Origin of the sequence: Kribbella amoyensis, from assembly GCF_007828865.1 — a bacterium.
Taxonomy (GTDB): domain Bacteria; phylum Actinomycetota; class Actinomycetes; order Propionibacteriales; family Kribbellaceae; genus Kribbella; species Kribbella amoyensis.
The window spans coordinates 195,979-211,419 of sequence record NZ_VIVK01000003.1 but is presented as its reverse complement, the minus strand read 5'-3'; the positions used below and the strand labels follow the sequence as shown (position 1 = coordinate 211,419).

Below are 15,441 nucleotides of genomic sequence, written 5' to 3'. Positions count from 1 at the left end.
CCACGGGCCCTGACAAGCCACAGCCTCAACAGACCGCCGCCGAGTCACGGCCCCAGGAGATCGGCGGGATCGGGACCCGGCGGCGCGGCGAGCATCCAGTCGCCGAACTGCTCGGTGAACAGGTACCACAGCCCGTCCGCGCCGAGCCGGAGTTGCCGGCGATCTTTCGTCACCTGGTTGCCGCTGACCGATGCCCCCGCACCGAGTACCGCCTCGCCCTCGGCCAGCGCGCCAGGCTCGACGACAACGGAGTCCACGAGTACGGCCAACCCACCCGCACCGCCTTCGCGCCAAGCCACCGCCCACCCGGTCAGGACGCGCGCCGACATCCCCGCGCGGTGAGCCAGATCCGCCAACCCGGCCGTCCCCAGGACCCCGGCCGCCCGCCGCGCGAGATCCTGGTCGACCGTCAACTCCAGTCCACCGGAACCATCGCCGGCCGCGAACTCCCAGGCTCGGTTCGCCGTGTCGGTCGCCAACGCGATCAGGTCCCGCGCCTCGATCCGCGACGAGCGAGGTGGCTCCAACGCGAGCACGGCCGCCGGCACGCCGGGCTGGCTCATCGGCAGCGGCGGCCTCGGTACCGCGGGTCGCTCCGTACGCAGGAACGCGGCCCGAGCCGGTACGCCGACCGGCCGCGCCTTCACCGCGGGACGCTCCTGGTTCGCGGCTCGCCGGGCGCGCAACGCGGACAGGAGTTCGTCCCGTCGGCGGCCCCGCAACAGCAACAGGGCAAAGGGATCCTCGTCGAGCGCGTCGGCGACCAGGTAGCAGACCGCGGCCGAGTGCTTGCACGGTACGGCGAAGTCCGGGCAGTTGCAGCTGGTCCGCAGATCACCCGCCTCCGGCAACAACTCCAGCCCTGCCGCCTGGACGTCGTCCACCACTTCGGGCGGCAACTCGCCGTCGAGCAAGGCGGCGACCCGGCCGATCTGCGCCGACACCACGTCCAGGACCGCGTCCCACTCGGCGTCCGTGAACGCGCGGATCTTCACGGTGACCTCGTACGGCGTGACACGGCTGCCCTGGACCGTCGCGTGGACCGCGCCCGGGTCGACGGTCAGGTCCAGCACGCTCCCGCGTCGGGCGTACGAGCGGCCGCGGCCGAGGCGGTTCGGGTCGAGGCGGGCCCGGTGCTCCAACGCGTCCAGCCACGCCTTGCCCCACCACGTGAGCCCGAACGGCCGCCGACTCCCCGCGCCCTTGGCTGCCGGCAGCCCCGCGTTCTCACCCGCGGTCCGCCATCCCCGCCAAGGCGTCCGCTCCTCCTCGGGACTCACGACGCCCCCTCACTGGCCGATTTCCCAACAGTTGAAGGGTTGTACGCGCTGGCCGCGCCCGACTTCGGTGGCGTGGTCGACAGCTCCACCAGCTCGGTCAGCTCCGTGTCGGACAGCTCGCTCAGCCACGCCTCGCCCGACCCGACCACCGCGTCCGCGAGGTCGCGCTTGTTCGCGATCACCGTCGAGATCCGGTCCTCGAGCGTGTTCTCGGTGACCAGCCGGTGCACCTGGACCGGCTTGTCCTGACCGATCCGGTACGCCCGGTCGGTGGCCTGGTCCTCGACGGCCGGGTTCCACCAGCGGTCGTAGTGCACGACGTGGGTCGCCTTCGTCAGCGTCAGCCCGACCCCGCCGGCCTTCAGCGACAGCAGGAACACCTGCGCTTCGCCCGCCTGGAACTGCTCGACCAACTGCTGCCGCTTCCGCACCCCGATCCCGCCGTGCAGGAACAGCGACCGCACCTGCCGAGCCGCCAGGTGCGCCTCGATCAACCGGCACATCTCCACGTACTGGCTGAAGATCAGCACCGACTCGCCCTCGGCCAGGATCACGTCCAGCAGTTCGTCCAGCGCGGCCAGCTTGCCCGAACGCCGGGGGAGCGGTCCCGGCTCGTGCAGGAACTGGGCCGGGTGGTTGCAGACCTGCTTGAGCTGGGTGAGCAGACTCAGCACGAGCCCGCGTCGCGCGATCCCCTCGGCCTCCTCGATCTTCGCCAGGCTCTCCCGCGTCACCGCCTGGTACAGGGTCGCCTGCTCGGTGGTCAGCGGGACGACGACGTCGTGCTCGGACTTGCGCGGCAACTCGGGCGCGATCCCCGGGTCGCTCTTACGGCGGCGCAGCAGGAACGGCCGGGTCACCCGGGCCAGCCGCGCGGTCGCCTCCTCGTCGCGGTACCGCTCGACCGGTACGGCGACGTCGTGGCGGAACCGGTCCAGCGTGCCGAGCAACCCGGGCGCGGCCCAGTCCAGGATCGACCACAGCTCGGACAACCTGTTCTCCACCGGCGTCCCGGTCAACGCCAATCTGGTGGCCGCGGGCAACGTCCTGAGCGCGCGGGCGGTCCGGGACAACGGGTTCTTCGCGTGCTGCGCCTCGTCCGCGACCGCGAGACCCCAGAACACCTCACCGAGAACGCGGTGGTCCTGCCGCACCACGCCGTACGTCGTGAGCACCACCTCGTCGGGGGCCAAGTCCGTCAGCGTCCGCCCGGTGCCGTGGTACCGGCGGACCGGGACGTCGGGCGCGAACTTCGCCAGCTCGCGCTCCCACGTCCCCAGCAAGGTGGACGGGCAGACGACGAGGGTCGGTCCACGGCCGCGCCCGGCCAGGTGGAGGTGCAGCGCGATCACCTGGATCGTCTTGCCGAGGCCCATGTCGTCGGCGAGGCAGCCACCGAGTCCGAGCTCGGCCAGCTGCGCCATCCACGCCACACCGCGACGCTGGTAGTCACGCAGCACTGCTCGCAGACCGAGTGGTTCGACGAACGGCTCGGGCTCCTCGATCGACCTGAGCCGATCGACCATCGTCCGCAGCGATCCACTGGCGTCGAACGCGACCAGCTCGCCGTCGACGTCGAGTGTCCCGGTCAACGCGGCCCCGAGTGCCTCCGCGCCGGTCAGCTTGCGCGATTCACCGCGGCGCAGTTTGCGGACGAGGTCCTGGTCGATCCGCACCCAGCGCCCGCGCATCCGGATCATCGGCCGCTTCGCCTCCGCGAGCGCGGTCACCTCGGCCTCGGTCAGGTCGTCGCCGTCCAGCGTCGGCCGCCAGCGGAACGCGAGCAACTCCGCGAGGTTGAAGTCCGGCCCCGTGACGGCCCCCGGAGTCGGCGTGCCCTGCACCGAACCGCGCACCGCCAACTCCCCGGCGAACAACTCGGCGGGCCACAACACCTCGATCCCGGCCCCCTCCAGCGCGGTGGTGTCGCCGGCCAACTCGTCCAGCGACTCGTCGTCCACCGTGACCTCGGCCGGAGCCGCGTCCCGCAACGCGGCCGACAACGGCGACCAGACCCGCGCACCACGGCGCAACGCCAGCAGCAGATCCGTCTCGGCCCGCTCGCCCAACGCGGCCAGGACGGCGGCCGGCGCGTTCCACACATCGGCGACGTCGACGAGCAGACTCGGGTCGACCCCGCTCCGCAACTGCAGGACGGCCCGGAACTCCGCATCGTCCTCGGGCGGCTCGATCCGCAGCACCAGCCGGGCCCCGGCCTCCTCGGCGATCGCCGTCTCGCTCAACCACTCGGTCGGCCCCTCGGGCTCACGCGGCTCCACCTCGGCGAACGCGGCCGCACCCTCCCGTACGGCGACGCCGGCCGCGCTCGTCCGGACCAGGGTGTCGGCCAGCGCATCCCAGAACGCGCGGACCAGCGACGCGGGATCCGCGAGCCGCAGCGGCCGCGATCCTTCGACCGGTACCGCGTGCGCCTCGGCCGGCATCGCGGCGGCCAGTTGCTTCAACCACCCGCGGTCCCCAGGATCCAGCGGCGCCACCCGCCAGCACCCGAAACCACCGGGACTCGCATCCGGCACGATCCGACCTCGCCCGATCAACCCGACCCCGGCCCATGCGGCGGCGGCCCAGGCGCTCGTACTGGGTCCCGCGGCGAGGTCCGGATCGGTGAGGAAGGTCAGCGCCTCCTCGATCGTGAGCAGCCGGGCCGGCACCGCGGCGCGGCGTACCCGGTCTCCCCGCCACTGCACCAGCTCGACCTTGTCACCGCCGACGACCGTCGGGTCCCCGTAGAGAACCAGCCGGCCCGCGCGCGGCGGGTCGGCGGGGAGGAAGGTGACCTCGACCACCCACCGCAGGGTACTCGGCCGGACCGACAACTCCGGCGCGACCTTGACCTGAACTCAAGTTGAGGTTGCAAGCTCGGAGTCCGTAGCGAAGGAAACGGAGAACAGCCAAGATGCGTGCAGCAGTGGTGACCGCGTTCGGCGGTCCGGAGGTCATCGAGCTCCAGGACCGCCCCGCCCCGACCGCCGGCCCGGGCGAGGTCGTCGTCGACGTCCGGCTGACCGACCTGATCTTCGTCGAGACCGCGATCCGGCAGGGACACCACGGCGGCTTCTTCGACGTCGAGCCGCCGTACATCCCCGGCAACTCGCTCGGTGGTGTGGTCCGCTCGGTTGGTGAGGGCGTCGACGCGGCGCTGATCGGACAGACGGTGGTCGGCCGGAGCAAGGGGTTCGGGGCGCACGCCGAGCAGGCCGTCGCGGTGCCGGACCAGCTCGTCGTCGTCCCGGCCGAGTTGAACCTGGAGACAGCGCTGGCCGCGTACGGCGACGGGACGACCGCGCTGATGCTGGAGGAGCTCGCACCCGAGCTGATCGGCAAGGAGGTTCTCGTCACCGCGGCCGCCGGCGGGATGGGCGTGCTGCTGGTCCAGCTCGCGCATCGAGCCGGAGCCCACGTCATCGGCGCGGCGCGCGGCGAGGCCAAGCTCGACCTGGTCAAGGCGCAGGGCGCGGACGTGGTCGTCGACTACTCGGTGCCGGGGTGGGAGAAGTTGGTGCTGGAGGCAACCAATGGGCGGGGAGTCGACGTGGTGTTCGAAGGCGCCGGCGGGGAACTCGGCGCGACCGCGTTCACCACGCTCAAGCACGGCGGCTGGTTCTCGGCCCACGGAGCGCCGAGCGGCGGCTTCGCCGAGTACGACGCGGCCGAGGCGGACCGGCGGGGGATCACGGTGAAATCCATCAACGATCTCCGCGCCGACACGACCACCACGAAGGTGACCGGTGCCGAGGTCATCCGCCGTACCGCCGCAGGCGATCTGCGACCGGTCGTCGACCGCGTGTACCCCCTGACCGAACTCGCCGCGGCTCACCGGGCGATGGAGGCGCGCCAACTCCTCGGCAAGGCTCTGATCCGGATTACCTGAGCCCGGTTCGGGCACCGGGCGGGTGAGGAGGTGCGAGATGACCGTCAAGCTGAACAAGCCGGCGTTCGAGCACGCGAAGCTGCTGATCGACAAGCGGCAGACCGCCCTCGACGACCGGGACGACTGGAGTGAGCACGCACCGTCCACGGACCGTGAGAACGACTACCTGGACAAGCACGGCTGGGACGAGTACTCCCAGTGGTACCTCGGCGTCGACACCGAGATGGACGAGGAGACCAAGGGCCGCTACAAGTTCCCGTACGGCGACTTCCAGCGGATCCACCGCTGCGGGGTGATCAGTGCCGAGTCGCGGGCGGCGCAGCAGGACTACGACGACATCACCGATGCCGTCGCCGAACTGCACAAGCGGCTCGACGGTTCCCACGCCTGAGCCGGGCCTGGCAGAGCAAGAGGCCTGACAAGGCAAGAGGCCGCGCACCTCAGGGTGCGCGGCCTCTGGTGACGGCTGGGGACGGTCAGGAGTCCACCGGCTGGTCGGCTCGGTCGAGTGGCGGGTTCGGCCGAGCGGAGACGATCTTGTTGCGGCCTGCTCGCTTGGCGGTGAGCAGGGCGTTGTCGGCCGCGAGCACGAGCTGGTCCATCGTGCCCGCGACGTCCGGGTAGACGGCGGCGCCGAAGGAGGCCGGGACGCCGGTGATGACCGCGGTCCGGTCTGTCTCGGTGTCCACCGCGACGGTCAGCGTGCTGAGCCGGTCGCGGATCCGCTCGGCGATCTCGAGCACCTCGCCCTCGGACGCGCCCGGCAGCAGCACCGCGAGCTCGTCACCGCCGACCCGGGCGACCAGGTCGCCCTGCCGGACCTCGGCGCGGACACTCTCGCCGACGGCCCGCAACGCGCGGTCCCCGGCCGGGTGCCCGTAGGTGTCGTTGATCTCCTTGAACTTGTCCAGGTCCAGCATCAGCAGGCCGACCGTACTGCGCAGCGACTCCGCGCGGGCGATCTCGGCCGGCACCGCGCTGGCCCAGTACGACGGGGTCGCCAGGCCGGTCTTCACGTCCGTCCCGGCGGCGCGCTGGAACTGCGGCAGCAGCAGATCACGGTGCAACGCGAGCACGGTCACCATCAGGATCGGCACGACCCACGGATACGACGCCTGCAGCGCGCCGACCGCGACACCGAGGCCGAGCCCGGCTACGACAACCAGCTGGTCGGCCAGGTTGCCGAGGGCACCGCGGGCCGAGGCGTCCGGCGAGGAGAGCAGGATCGCGCCGATCACCAACGCGAAGTTCACCAGCCACCAGGTGGTCGCGGCGGCCACGACGACCACCAGGGACCAGGGCCCGGTCGGCACCCGCGGCTCGGTCAGCAGCCCGCCGGCCCGGAGGACGGCGGCCGCCGCGGCACTCGCCACGATGAACGTGGCCGCGGAGAAGATCTTGCGGTGCGCGATGGTGCGGCCGTAGACCCGGATCCAGGAGTAGCCGTACGAGACGACGACGAGCGTGACCACCAGGCAGAGCGGGAGCAGCAGCAGCCCGGCGAACACCCAGAGGCTCTTCAGATTGGTGTACGGCGAAGTGTTCGCCGCCATCTCGCGTCGCCGCTCGATTCCGCGGGCAGACTCCAGGTGGAGCACGGAGGCGACCGCGAGGACGGCGAAGGCCGCCCACTCGGAGGGCCGTACGCCGCCGTGCTCGCCGGACAGGGTCGAGGCCACAGCCAGGGCGGTGATCGCAAGTGCGACAGCATCGACACCGAGCACATAGCCCAGCGACGGACGTGGCAACGACCAGAGCTTCCATTGGCGGGGTGGCACCCAATTGCTCCGACCGATCAGAATCATGGTGGCCTCACACGGATCGACCTGAACGGTTATTGCTGAATAGTAACTGGCTGTTCACGCGAGGTCATCCCCAGGGCCCCAGGCAATCCCGATGAAGTGATGGCGACGAGAGGATTCAGCACCATGTCGATCAAGAAGACCGGTAACGAGTGGTTCCGTGGCGGCAACGAGTGGTTCGTGGGCGGTAACGAGTGGTTCCACGGTGGGAACGAGTGGTTCCACGGCGGTAACGAGTGGTTCACGGACGGTGGCAACGAGTGGTTCCGCGGGACCGGCGGGCACGGTAACGAGTGGTTCACCGACGGTAACGAGTGGTGATCTCTGGCTGAACCCGGTTTTTTCTTAACCGACTTTTTACGCAGGTCGTCCGGAGGTTATTCCCTGAATCTCCGGGAGGCAGCGGAAAAGCCGGAATTTCACGTGTTGCCGACCCGGTCGCGGCGGGCGCGGGACCAGGCGGTGCCCGCCGCCAGGGCGGCCACCACGCCGGCCGCCCCGACCACCGCGAGCGCGAGCGACGGCGACGTCCGGTCCGCGATCAGCCCGGCGACCAGGATGCCGATGCCCTGGCTGCTCTTGAGGGCCGTACTGGCGACGCCGAACGCCTGACCGCGCTGCGCGTCCGGCACGGCCTGGACGAACGCGGCGCTGGTCGGCAGGTGGTACGCCGAGGCGAGCCCGGACAACGCCCACAGCGCGATCGTGGGCACCAGTCCGGGCTGCAGCGCGCAGAACACCAGCGGGACGCAGGCCGCGACCGCGAGCGGCCCGATCAGGCGCATCCGCCGTTCCGGCGGCCAGAGGGTGATCAGCCACATCCCGACGACGGCGCCGGCCGGGCTCGCGGCCAGCAGCAGGCCGGCCGCCTCGGGCCCGCCGCCGATCTCGGCCGCGTACGGCACGGCGAGACCCTCGACGGTGACGTAGAACCCCGCGATCGTCGCCAGCGCGATGAGCGCCCGCAGCGACGGCGTCCGCAGTACCAAGGACGTCCCCGCGGCCATGTCCTTGAAGTAGCGGCGCCGTGGCTCGTCGGACTGCTCCGTCGGCGCCGGACGGGCCCGGACCCCGACAGCGATGAGCACCGCGGAGACGAGGAACGTCCCGGAGTCCAGCAACAGGCCGCCGGACGACCCCACGCTGAGCACGGCCCAGCCGCCGATCCCGAAGCCGAGCACCTGGCTGAACTGGACGACCATGTCGTTCGCGGCCTTGCCCAGCACGTACTTGTCCCCGGGCAGCACCACCGGGAGCGTCGCGGCCCGCGCGGCGTTGAACGGCGAGCCGAACGCCTGCAATCCCAGCAGCAGCACGATCACGGCCCACAACGGCAGCGACTCGATCGCCATCGCGGCCACCAGCAGGGCCCGGGCGAGATCGGTCACGATCATCACCCGGCGCCGCGGGTACCGATCGGCGAAGCCGGCCAGCAACGGACCGAACAGCAGGTCCGGGATGTAGGTCAGCGCATAGGTGAGGGCGGTCAGCCCGGCGGACGCGGTGCGCTCGTAGACCAGGACCGACAACGCGACCCGGGCCAGCTGGTCACCGGCGACCGACAGCACGCCGGCCAGGAACAGTGCCCTGAACTCGGCCAGTCCGAAGACGTCCCGCCAGCGCGCACGTTCGAGCACCCCACCCTCCATGGAGGAGACCATAACCACAATCCGTGCTGTGACACCTCCCGGCTGTGATCGGTAGGGATACCCTTCGGTCCGATCCGAGCCGTGGATGTGACGGAACTTACCCAGCCGCGCGCGTCCCCGATCGGATCGCTGACGGCAGTTTTCTGGCGCAGCTGGGTCGATCGATCGCGGAGCGCAGTCAAACAAGGGATTGCTCGCGGCCGATCAGTGCCAAAGGTGCAGAAAAGTGGTCCCCGGTGTCTTCCAGCTCGGCTGTCGGGTCTACTCTGGAGTCCTCTGGTACCGGGGTCTGGGCGGGGCGGCCCCGACCCTGGTATCGGAGCTTTTCTTTGCCCGGATCCTTCGGCGGACCGCCGGTGCGCACTCGGTGAAAACTGTCGGTGCCACCCGGTAGCGTTCTTCTTGCCAGGGGCGGCTCTTGGACGTGCTTCCTTCTCCTTCACCAGGCCAAGTAGCGCGTTCGCTCTCCGCCCCTGGCAGCTCTGTCCCCACCGCCGGGAGGGCCCGATGTCCAGTTCGCTCGCCGAGGTGCTGCTGCGTCGCCGCCGGATGGTCGACGCCCGGATCACGCCGCCGGTCCGCCGGTCCGCGTGGCAGTGGCTCAAGCGCCCGCTGACCACCCAGACCGGGCTGAACGCCTTGCAGGCCGAGCTGGTCCAGCGCGGGTTCCTGCTGTCGGCACCGCTCTACCGGTACTGCGCGGGCCTCAATCCGCTCGCCTTGTCGGGCTTCGGGACCGGCCTGCTGGAGATGCTCGACGCGGAGTCCGGGTACGACGCCGAGTACGTGCCGTTGTTCCGCGGCTTCCCGGAGAGCGTCCCCGGCAACACCGAAACCTTCTACGTGAACCGTGTCTTCGCGCGCCTGCTGCAGGAGCCGGAGCAGCCGTGTGTGCTGTGTGGCGACGCGGAGCTGGTGCACGCTGTATCGCCGTGCGCGCATCTCGTCTGCCGTTCCTGCTGGGACGGTTCCGACTTCAGCGCGTGCCCGCTCTGTCTACGGCACATCGATCCCGACGACCCGTTCCTCGAGCCGGGGTTCGACGAGATCCCGGGCAAGGCGGACGCCGATCGGTTGCGGCTTCTCGCGCTCGCGCCTTCTGATGCGGAGCGCGCGCTGGCCGACGAGTTGCTGACGCGGCAGACGCCCTTGTCGGTGGTCGATCGCACCGACCTGAAGGTGTTGCTGACCGAGGCGGACTCCTCCTGGCTGCCCGACGTGATCCCGGTTCGCGAGACCCGGGCGTACGTGATCGCCCTGCTGCTCGCGCGGGAGCCGTTCCTGATCGACCGGCTCGAGACGGCGACCGACGTCCTGCGCGTGCTGTCCGTCCTGATGGGCGGTGACCCTGGTCTGCGCACACCCCCGGTACGGCGGAGGTCGCTGCCGCGGCTGACCCGGCGGACGCTGCTGGCCCGGTTGGACCGGATGCCGCTCGAGTCGTTGGTGGACGACGTCCAGCGGCATCCGCGAGCATGGAAGCGGATGGGGGAGAACCTTCACCCCTTCGAGTACGCGCGGGAGTACCCGGTCGCCGCGTTGGCGTTCGCCGTGGTCCGCCGGACGAAGGTGGACGCGGAAACGCCTGCGGGCCGGGCCGTTCTCGGCGAGGCGGCGCGGCAGCCGATGGTCCGGCTCGAGGACGGGCGCCTCGTGGTGACCACGTTCGCGAGCCGGGTCGAGGGGGCGTTCGTCGACGGGCGACCTGGTCACGCGCTCGACCTGTTGCGGCAGCGGCCGGGGGAGTTGCTGCGCCGGACGGTGCAGTTGGCGCGGGCGCTTCCGGCGGAGTCGCACGGGTTGCTGGTCGAGGCGGTCGGCACGGCGTTGTCGGACGTCTCACCTGCGGTGTTGATCGCGGCGCTGGGCCAGGTCCGGACGCCGCCCGGCGATCTGCGGCTGTTCTACCCGCGCGGAGGGACGACCCGGGTATGGACGTCGGTGGACGAGCGCGAGCCGCTGCCGGCCGAGCTGGCCACGGCGCTGGCCGGCGTGATCGTCGGCGAGATGTTGCGCAGGGCAACTAGCTTGCCGCGGTTCCGGCGAGCGTTCCTGGACGAGGAGCTGGGCCGGCTGGCGGCGCCGTCCTCGGAGCGGGGCGCGTCCTCGACGTTGCGGCGGATGACCCGGGGGAGTGCGCAGCCCATTCCGCTGGACGACGAGCTGCGGCTGTTCCTGCACTGGGTCGAGCCGGCCGGTCAACGGGTCGACCTGGACCTCGCCGTCGCGGTGTTCGACGGGGAGTGGGGGTTCGTCGGGCTGTGCGATGCCACCCGGCTGCGGTTCGACCAGGACGCGATGGTGCACTCGGGCAACCTCACCTCCGCGCCCGGTTCTACCGGCTCGACCGAGTTCGTGGACCTCGACCTCCGCGCCGTACGCCGCGTCGGCGGGCGGTACGTGCTGCCCGTGGTCTTCGGGTACAACGGCGTGCCTTTCGACCGATTGGAACGCGGCTTCGTCGGGGTGATGCGCAAGCCGACCGGTTTGTTCGATCCGGCGGCCGTCGAGGAGCGGTACGACCTGGCCGGGCCGGCCAAGATCCTGCTGCCGTTCGGCGTCGACCTGCACACCCGCGAGCTCCGCTGGTACGACGTGAACCTCGGCGCGCTCGGTGTCGGCCACAGCATCGTCCGGCACGCGGCCCGCGTCGCGTTGATGGCGGCGACGCTGGAGGAGGTGCACGGCGCGGGCGACCGGGTGAGCCTGTGGGAGCTGTGCTGCTGGCACGCGGCCGCGCGGACCGACGAGGTGGTGGTCCGTTGCGCCGACGGGTCCGTGGTCGGGTACGTACGTGAGTCGGGGGAGGAGCTCACCAGCTTCGCCCGCCGGCTGACCGCCCGGCTCGAGCCTGACCGGGTGTGGGACCTGGACGCCGCGAATCGCGCCGACTTCGTCGCGGTCGTGTCGGCGGCCGATGTCGATCCCAAGGCGGGAGCGCAGGTCTTCGCGCTGCATCCGCGGTTGCTCGATCCGGCGGCGCACGAGTTCGTCGCGGCGCCGCATCTGCTGACGACCCTGGTCCCGGACGCTCGCGCCCGGCTCGCGACGCACACGCCCTGACGTTTGGGGGTGGGACAAGGCGAGACCCCGGTTCGGTCCTCACCCCGAACCGGGGTCCCGCCGCTTCGGCTCCCGGCGGTCGGTCGCGCTGGGACCTGGTGCCGGGGACAGCCTCTGCCAGTGAAGATGCCGGGCGTCGGCGCGAAGTTGCGAACTTTGACATTCCGATGACGGTGAAGAGGTTCGTCACCACTTCCGGCGGCGAGCGGAGTACAAAGGAAGGGACGGCGAAGGGAGCCACGCATGACGTACGACGTGGTGGTGCTCATCGAACGGGAGATGAGTGAGGGCGACGCCCAACGGGTCGCCGCCCTGCACGCCAGGGACGAGGAACCGGTCAGCTACCACCTGCTGATCTCCAGCCATCCGACCGAGGGGTTCGCCGGTCCGCTGGCACTGCTCGGATCGAGTTTCGCGGAAGTCGCCGGACTCACCGGTGACACCGCACCCGGCCGGACCACGACCGCGACCGCCCTGGCCGACCCGCAGTACGACCTGGCCTCGGTGATCGAGCGAAGTTCCCGCCGGCTACGAGCCGCGACCAACAGCCAGGTGAACGTCTCCATCACGCACGGCGAGATCCTGCTCGCCCTGCGCCGCATGCTGACCACCACGAACAGCGAAGAAGTCATCGTGGTCGCCTGGCCCGAGACCGCTGCAGCCTTCGTCTGCTCGGACTGGGCCCGAAGAGCCAAGAAACAACTCCACATCCCCCACCTCAGAGTCCTCGAACACGACCGCTGAGCGTTCCCCGCCGCGCGGCCATGGTGGCCGCGCTGCTTCTGGGCTGGCGGGTTGTTTGACGGATAGCGAGTTGTTGGACGGGTTGTCGTGCGGCAACTCGCCAGCGGTCGAACAAGTCGCTGTCCACAGGTCTGAAACTGACCTGCTGCGGCCGGCCGGATGAGCGGCATGTTCTCGGTATGAATCTGAGACTCGCCGCAAGGACAGCTCAACGAGGTGGTTGGTTCTCCCGCGCCGACGCGCTCGCCGCCGGGTACTCCGACGCCGACCTCCGCGCCCACGTGACGGACGGCCGGTGGGTGCGACTGTGCCGGGGCACCTATGCCGAGCCCGGGGCCGATCCGCCGGCGACGCCCTGGGAGTGGGCGGTGTGGCGACACATGCGCCTGGCCAAGGCCGCGTGGACGAGCTTGTCCGGCCGGGCCGTGATCAGCCATCAGTCCGCCTTGCTGCTCCACGGGGCCGACGTCTCGGACCTGGACCTCAGCCGGGTTCACGTGACCAGGATCGCCGGGCCCGGGCGGACGACTGCCCAGGTCTGCCAGCATCTCAGCGGCCCACCGATGCGCAGTACGGTCGTCGGTGGCGTCGAGGTGGTCACCGGACCGCGGGCGGTGGTCGACGCGATCCGGCTCGCGACGTACCCGGTCGCGGTGGCGGTCGTCGATGCTGCCCTTCGGCAGGGTCTCGCGACGGCCGGTCAGTTGCGGGAGTACGCCGAGTTGGTGGCTGGTTCTCCTGGGAGCAGAGCAGCGTTCCGCGCAATCGCCTTCGGGAATCCGCTGGCTGAGTCGGTGGGTGAGTCGCGCCTGCGGCTGGTGCTCGCCGACCTCGGTCTGCCCGAGCCGACTCTGCAGGCGGAGATCAGGGACGACCTTGGCCGGCTGGTCGGACGGGTCGACTTCCTGCTGGATCAGTGGAGTGTCGTCGTCGAGTTCGACGGGCGGATCAAGTACTCCACCGGCGACGCCGCGGTACTGGTCGCCGAGAAGCTGCGAGAAGACCGGCTCCGCGATCTTGGGTATCAGGTGGTCCGCGCCGGCTGGTCGGATCTCACCCAGCCGGCCGGCTTCATCGGCCGTCTCAACCGCGCAATCGACCGTTCCCGGCGCGCCTCCCGGCCAGCCGGCACGGCTACCCCCGCAACCGCCGAGCCAGTTGCCGCGCACCTCCGCCCGCAGGCATCGGTGCTTAGCGGGGTTTCATGACCGCTGACGCGTTGCAACCCGCCATCCGTCCAATGACGCGCCACTCATGCAACAACCCGTCAGGGACGCTGCACCCGCCGGCCCACCGTGTGCTGCGCGGTGTTTCGGCGCGCGCCCTGCTGCGGGTGAGTGGGGGTGGGGATGCACTAGCATCGAGGCCTTCACTTCGGCCTGGTCGGGGCTCTTCTGGGTACCGTGTCGGGGCTTCGGTGAGGGACCGGGTTTTTCTTGGTCCTCTGGTCCGACCAGTATCCAGGGAGTTCTTGTGAAGTCCTATCGCGCCGGCGTGGTCGCGCTCGTCGGGTCTGCCGCTTTGTTGGCTGTCGCGGCTTGTTCGGCGGGTTCTGGGTCTTCGGGTGGATCTTCGCCCGGAGCCGAGGAGGCGTTGATGGTCGGGTTGGTGGCCGAGCCGGCCAGTCTCGACTTCACCACGACGGACGGGGCCGCGATTCCGCAGGCGCTGCTCGGCAACGTGTACAACGGGCTGGTCAAGCAGGACGAGTCCGGCAAGATCGTGCCGGATCTGGCCAAGTCGTGGACGCTCTCGCCGGACCGGAAAACGTACACGTTCACGCTGGTCGACAACGCGAAGTTCACCAACGGGCAGGCGTTCACCGCCGACGACGCGGTGTTCAGCATCGAGCGGGTGCAGACGGCGTGGACGACGTCGCTGAAGTCCGCGATGGCCGTGGTGGAGAGTGCGAAGGCGACGTCGGCGACCGAGTTGACGGTCACGCTGACCAAGCCGAGCAACGACTGGCTGTTCCGGATGACGACCCGGATCGGCGCGATGTTCGATAAGACCGGGGTGGACAAGCTGGCCACCGACCCGGTCGGCACCGGGCCGTACAAGTTCGGCTCGTGGAAGCGCGGCGACTCGATCGTGCTGCAGCGCAACGACCAGTACTGGGGGACCAAGCCGTACTTCGGCCAGGTCACCCTGAAGTACTTCAAGGACCCGAACGCGTTGAACAACGCGCTGCTCAGCGGCACGATCGACGTGATCGGCACCGTGCAGGCCCCGGAGGCGCTGAGCCAGTTCAACGGCAACGGCAAGTACCAGGTGATCGAGGGGACGACGAACGGCGAGGTGCTGCTGTCGTTCAACAACTCGCGGCCGGTGTTCAAGGATCTCCGGGTGCGGCAGGGGATCCGGGCCGCGATCGACCACAAGGCGTTGCTGGACACCTGTTTCGCGGGCCGCGGCAAGCTGATCGGCAGTATGGTGCCGCCGACCGACCCGTGGTACGAGGACTTGACCGGTGTCGCGCCGTACGACCAGGCGAAGGCGAAGTCGTTGCTCCAGGCCGCCGGCGCGACCGGGAAGACGCTGCGGCTCCGGCTCCCCACGTTGCCCTACGCAACGTCCTGCGGCCAGGTGGTGAAGAGCCAGCTCGAGCAGGCCGGGCTCAAGGTGCAGATCGACCAGCTCGAGTTCCCCGCGGCCTGGCTGACGGCCGTGCTGAAGAACGCGGACTACGACCTGTCGATCATCGCCCACGTCGAACCGCGCGACCTCGGCGCCGTGTTCAACGCGCAGTACTACACGCGGTACGACGACCCCACGTTGCAGCAGCACGTCGCGGCCGCGGACGCGGGGGACGAGGCGACCCAGGTGAGCGAGATGAGGAAGGCCGCGCGGCGGTTGTCGGAGCAGGCGGCGGCCGACTGGCTGTTCCTGATCCCGAACCTGATCGTCGCCGACAAGGACGTCAAGGGCCTGCCGCAGAACGCGATCACCGAGTCCTTCGACCTGTCCCGGCTCAGCCGCTGACCCGACCACCGAAGGTGAAGTTGCTCCAA

General features: G+C 70.2%; 11 protein-coding genes. 7 read left to right on the top strand and 4 right to left on the bottom strand.

The window, feature by feature from the left end; genetic code table 11:
- Positions 1–44 precede the first annotated feature (44 nt).
- Together FB561_RS35010 and FB561_RS35005 are read right to left on the bottom strand one after the other, a co-directional pair.
- Entirely contained in the window at positions 45–1,280 is a 1,236-nt protein-coding gene (locus FB561_RS35010) for an SWIM zinc finger family protein (protein ID WP_145814374.1), read from the bottom strand.
- On the bottom strand, positions 1,277–4,087 hold the full coding sequence (locus FB561_RS35005; protein ID WP_238335309.1) for a DEAD/DEAH box helicase: 2,811 nt from the start codon (positions 4,085–4,087) through the stop codon (positions 1,277–1,279). Before FB561_RS35005 ends, FB561_RS35010 begins: the two co-directional genes overlap by 4 nt.
- A gap of 110 nt (positions 4,088–4,197) precedes the next feature.
- Here FB561_RS35005 and FB561_RS35000 point away from each other — a divergent pair, with 110 nt between their 5' ends.
- Positions 4,198–5,172, top strand: a complete 975-nt coding sequence (locus tag FB561_RS35000) for a zinc-binding dehydrogenase (RefSeq protein ID WP_145814373.1) — start codon at positions 4,198–4,200, stop codon at positions 5,170–5,172.
- Positions 5,173–5,209: 37 nt separating this feature from the next.
- Positions 5,210–5,563 (top strand): hypothetical protein, encoded by a 354-nt coding sequence (locus FB561_RS34995; protein WP_145814372.1) that lies wholly within the window; start codon positions 5,210–5,212, stop codon positions 5,561–5,563.
- Between the two features lie 85 nt (positions 5,564–5,648).
- On the opposite strand, the gene FB561_RS34990 is transcribed toward FB561_RS34995, so the two are convergent.
- Positions 5,649–6,977 (bottom strand): GGDEF domain-containing protein, encoded by a 1,329-nt coding sequence (locus FB561_RS34990; RefSeq protein WP_145814371.1) that lies wholly within the window; start codon positions 6,975–6,977, stop codon positions 5,649–5,651.
- A gap of 123 nt (positions 6,978–7,100) precedes the next feature.
- Here FB561_RS34990 and FB561_RS34985 point away from each other — a divergent pair, with 123 nt between their 5' ends.
- Positions 7,101–7,295: a DEAD/DEAH box helicase gene (locus FB561_RS34985; RefSeq protein WP_145814370.1), complete on the top strand. Its 195-nt coding sequence runs from the start codon at positions 7,101–7,103 to the stop codon at positions 7,293–7,295.
- A 98-nt stretch (positions 7,296–7,393) separates the two neighbouring features.
- Here FB561_RS34985 and FB561_RS34980 read toward each other — a convergent pair whose 3' ends face one another.
- A complete protein-coding gene (locus FB561_RS34980; RefSeq protein ID WP_145814369.1) occupies positions 7,394–8,623 on the bottom strand; it encodes an MFS transporter in 1,230 nt (409 codons plus the stop codon).
- 507 nt (positions 8,624–9,130) lie between these two features.
- Here FB561_RS34980 and FB561_RS34975 point away from each other — a divergent pair.
- The 4 genes from FB561_RS34975 to FB561_RS34960 all read left to right on the top strand — a co-directional run bounded on the left by FB561_RS34975 (position 9,131) and on the right by FB561_RS34960 (position 15,412).
- Positions 9,131–11,686, top strand: coding sequence for an MXAN_6230/SCO0854 family RING domain-containing protein (locus FB561_RS34975; RefSeq protein WP_145814368.1), 2,556 nt, complete (start codon positions 9,131–9,133; stop codon positions 11,684–11,686).
- Between the two features lie 243 nt (positions 11,687–11,929).
- Entirely contained in the window at positions 11,930–12,430 is a 501-nt protein-coding gene (locus tag FB561_RS34970) for a hypothetical protein (RefSeq protein ID WP_145814367.1), read from the top strand.
- 179 nt (positions 12,431–12,609) lie between these two features.
- Positions 12,610–13,638 (top strand): type IV toxin-antitoxin system AbiEi family antitoxin domain-containing protein, encoded by a 1,029-nt coding sequence (locus FB561_RS34965; RefSeq protein WP_145814366.1) that lies wholly within the window; start codon positions 12,610–12,612, stop codon positions 13,636–13,638.
- A gap of 388 nt (positions 13,639–14,026) precedes the next feature.
- Complete coding sequence (locus FB561_RS34960) at positions 14,027–15,412, top strand: ABC transporter substrate-binding protein (RefSeq protein ID WP_238335308.1); 1,386 nt, start codon at positions 14,027–14,029, stop codon at positions 15,410–15,412.
- The last annotated feature ends 29 nt before the right edge of the window (positions 15,413–15,441 follow it).

Bases quoted from the DNA above. Each gene is read 5' to 3' on its own strand.
- FB561_RS35000 (WP_145814373.1), top strand. From the start codon at position 4,198: ATGCGTGCAGCAGTGGTGACCGCGTTCGGCGGTCCGGAGGTCATCGAG.
- FB561_RS34995 (WP_145814372.1), top strand. From the start codon at position 5,210: ATGACCGTCAAGCTGAACAAGCCGGCGTTCGAGCACGCGAAGCTGCTG.
- FB561_RS34990 (WP_145814371.1), bottom strand. From the start codon at position 6,977: ATGATTCTGATCGGTCGGAGCAATTGGGTGCCACCCCGCCAATGGAAG.
- FB561_RS34985 (WP_145814370.1), top strand. From the start codon at position 7,101: ATGTCGATCAAGAAGACCGGTAACGAGTGGTTCCGTGGCGGCAACGAG.
- FB561_RS34980 (WP_145814369.1), bottom strand. From the start codon at position 8,623: ATGGAGGGTGGGGTGCTCGAACGTGCGCGCTGGCGGGACGTCTTCGGA.
- FB561_RS34975 (WP_145814368.1), top strand. From the start codon at position 9,131: ATGTCCAGTTCGCTCGCCGAGGTGCTGCTGCGTCGCCGCCGGATGGTC.
- FB561_RS34970 (WP_145814367.1), top strand. From the start codon at position 11,930: ATGACGTACGACGTGGTGGTGCTCATCGAACGGGAGATGAGTGAGGGC.
- FB561_RS34965 (WP_145814366.1), top strand. From the start codon at position 12,610: ATGAATCTGAGACTCGCCGCAAGGACAGCTCAACGAGGTGGTTGGTTC.
- FB561_RS34960 (WP_238335308.1), top strand. From the start codon at position 14,027: ATGGTCGGGTTGGTGGCCGAGCCGGCCAGTCTCGACTTCACCACGACG.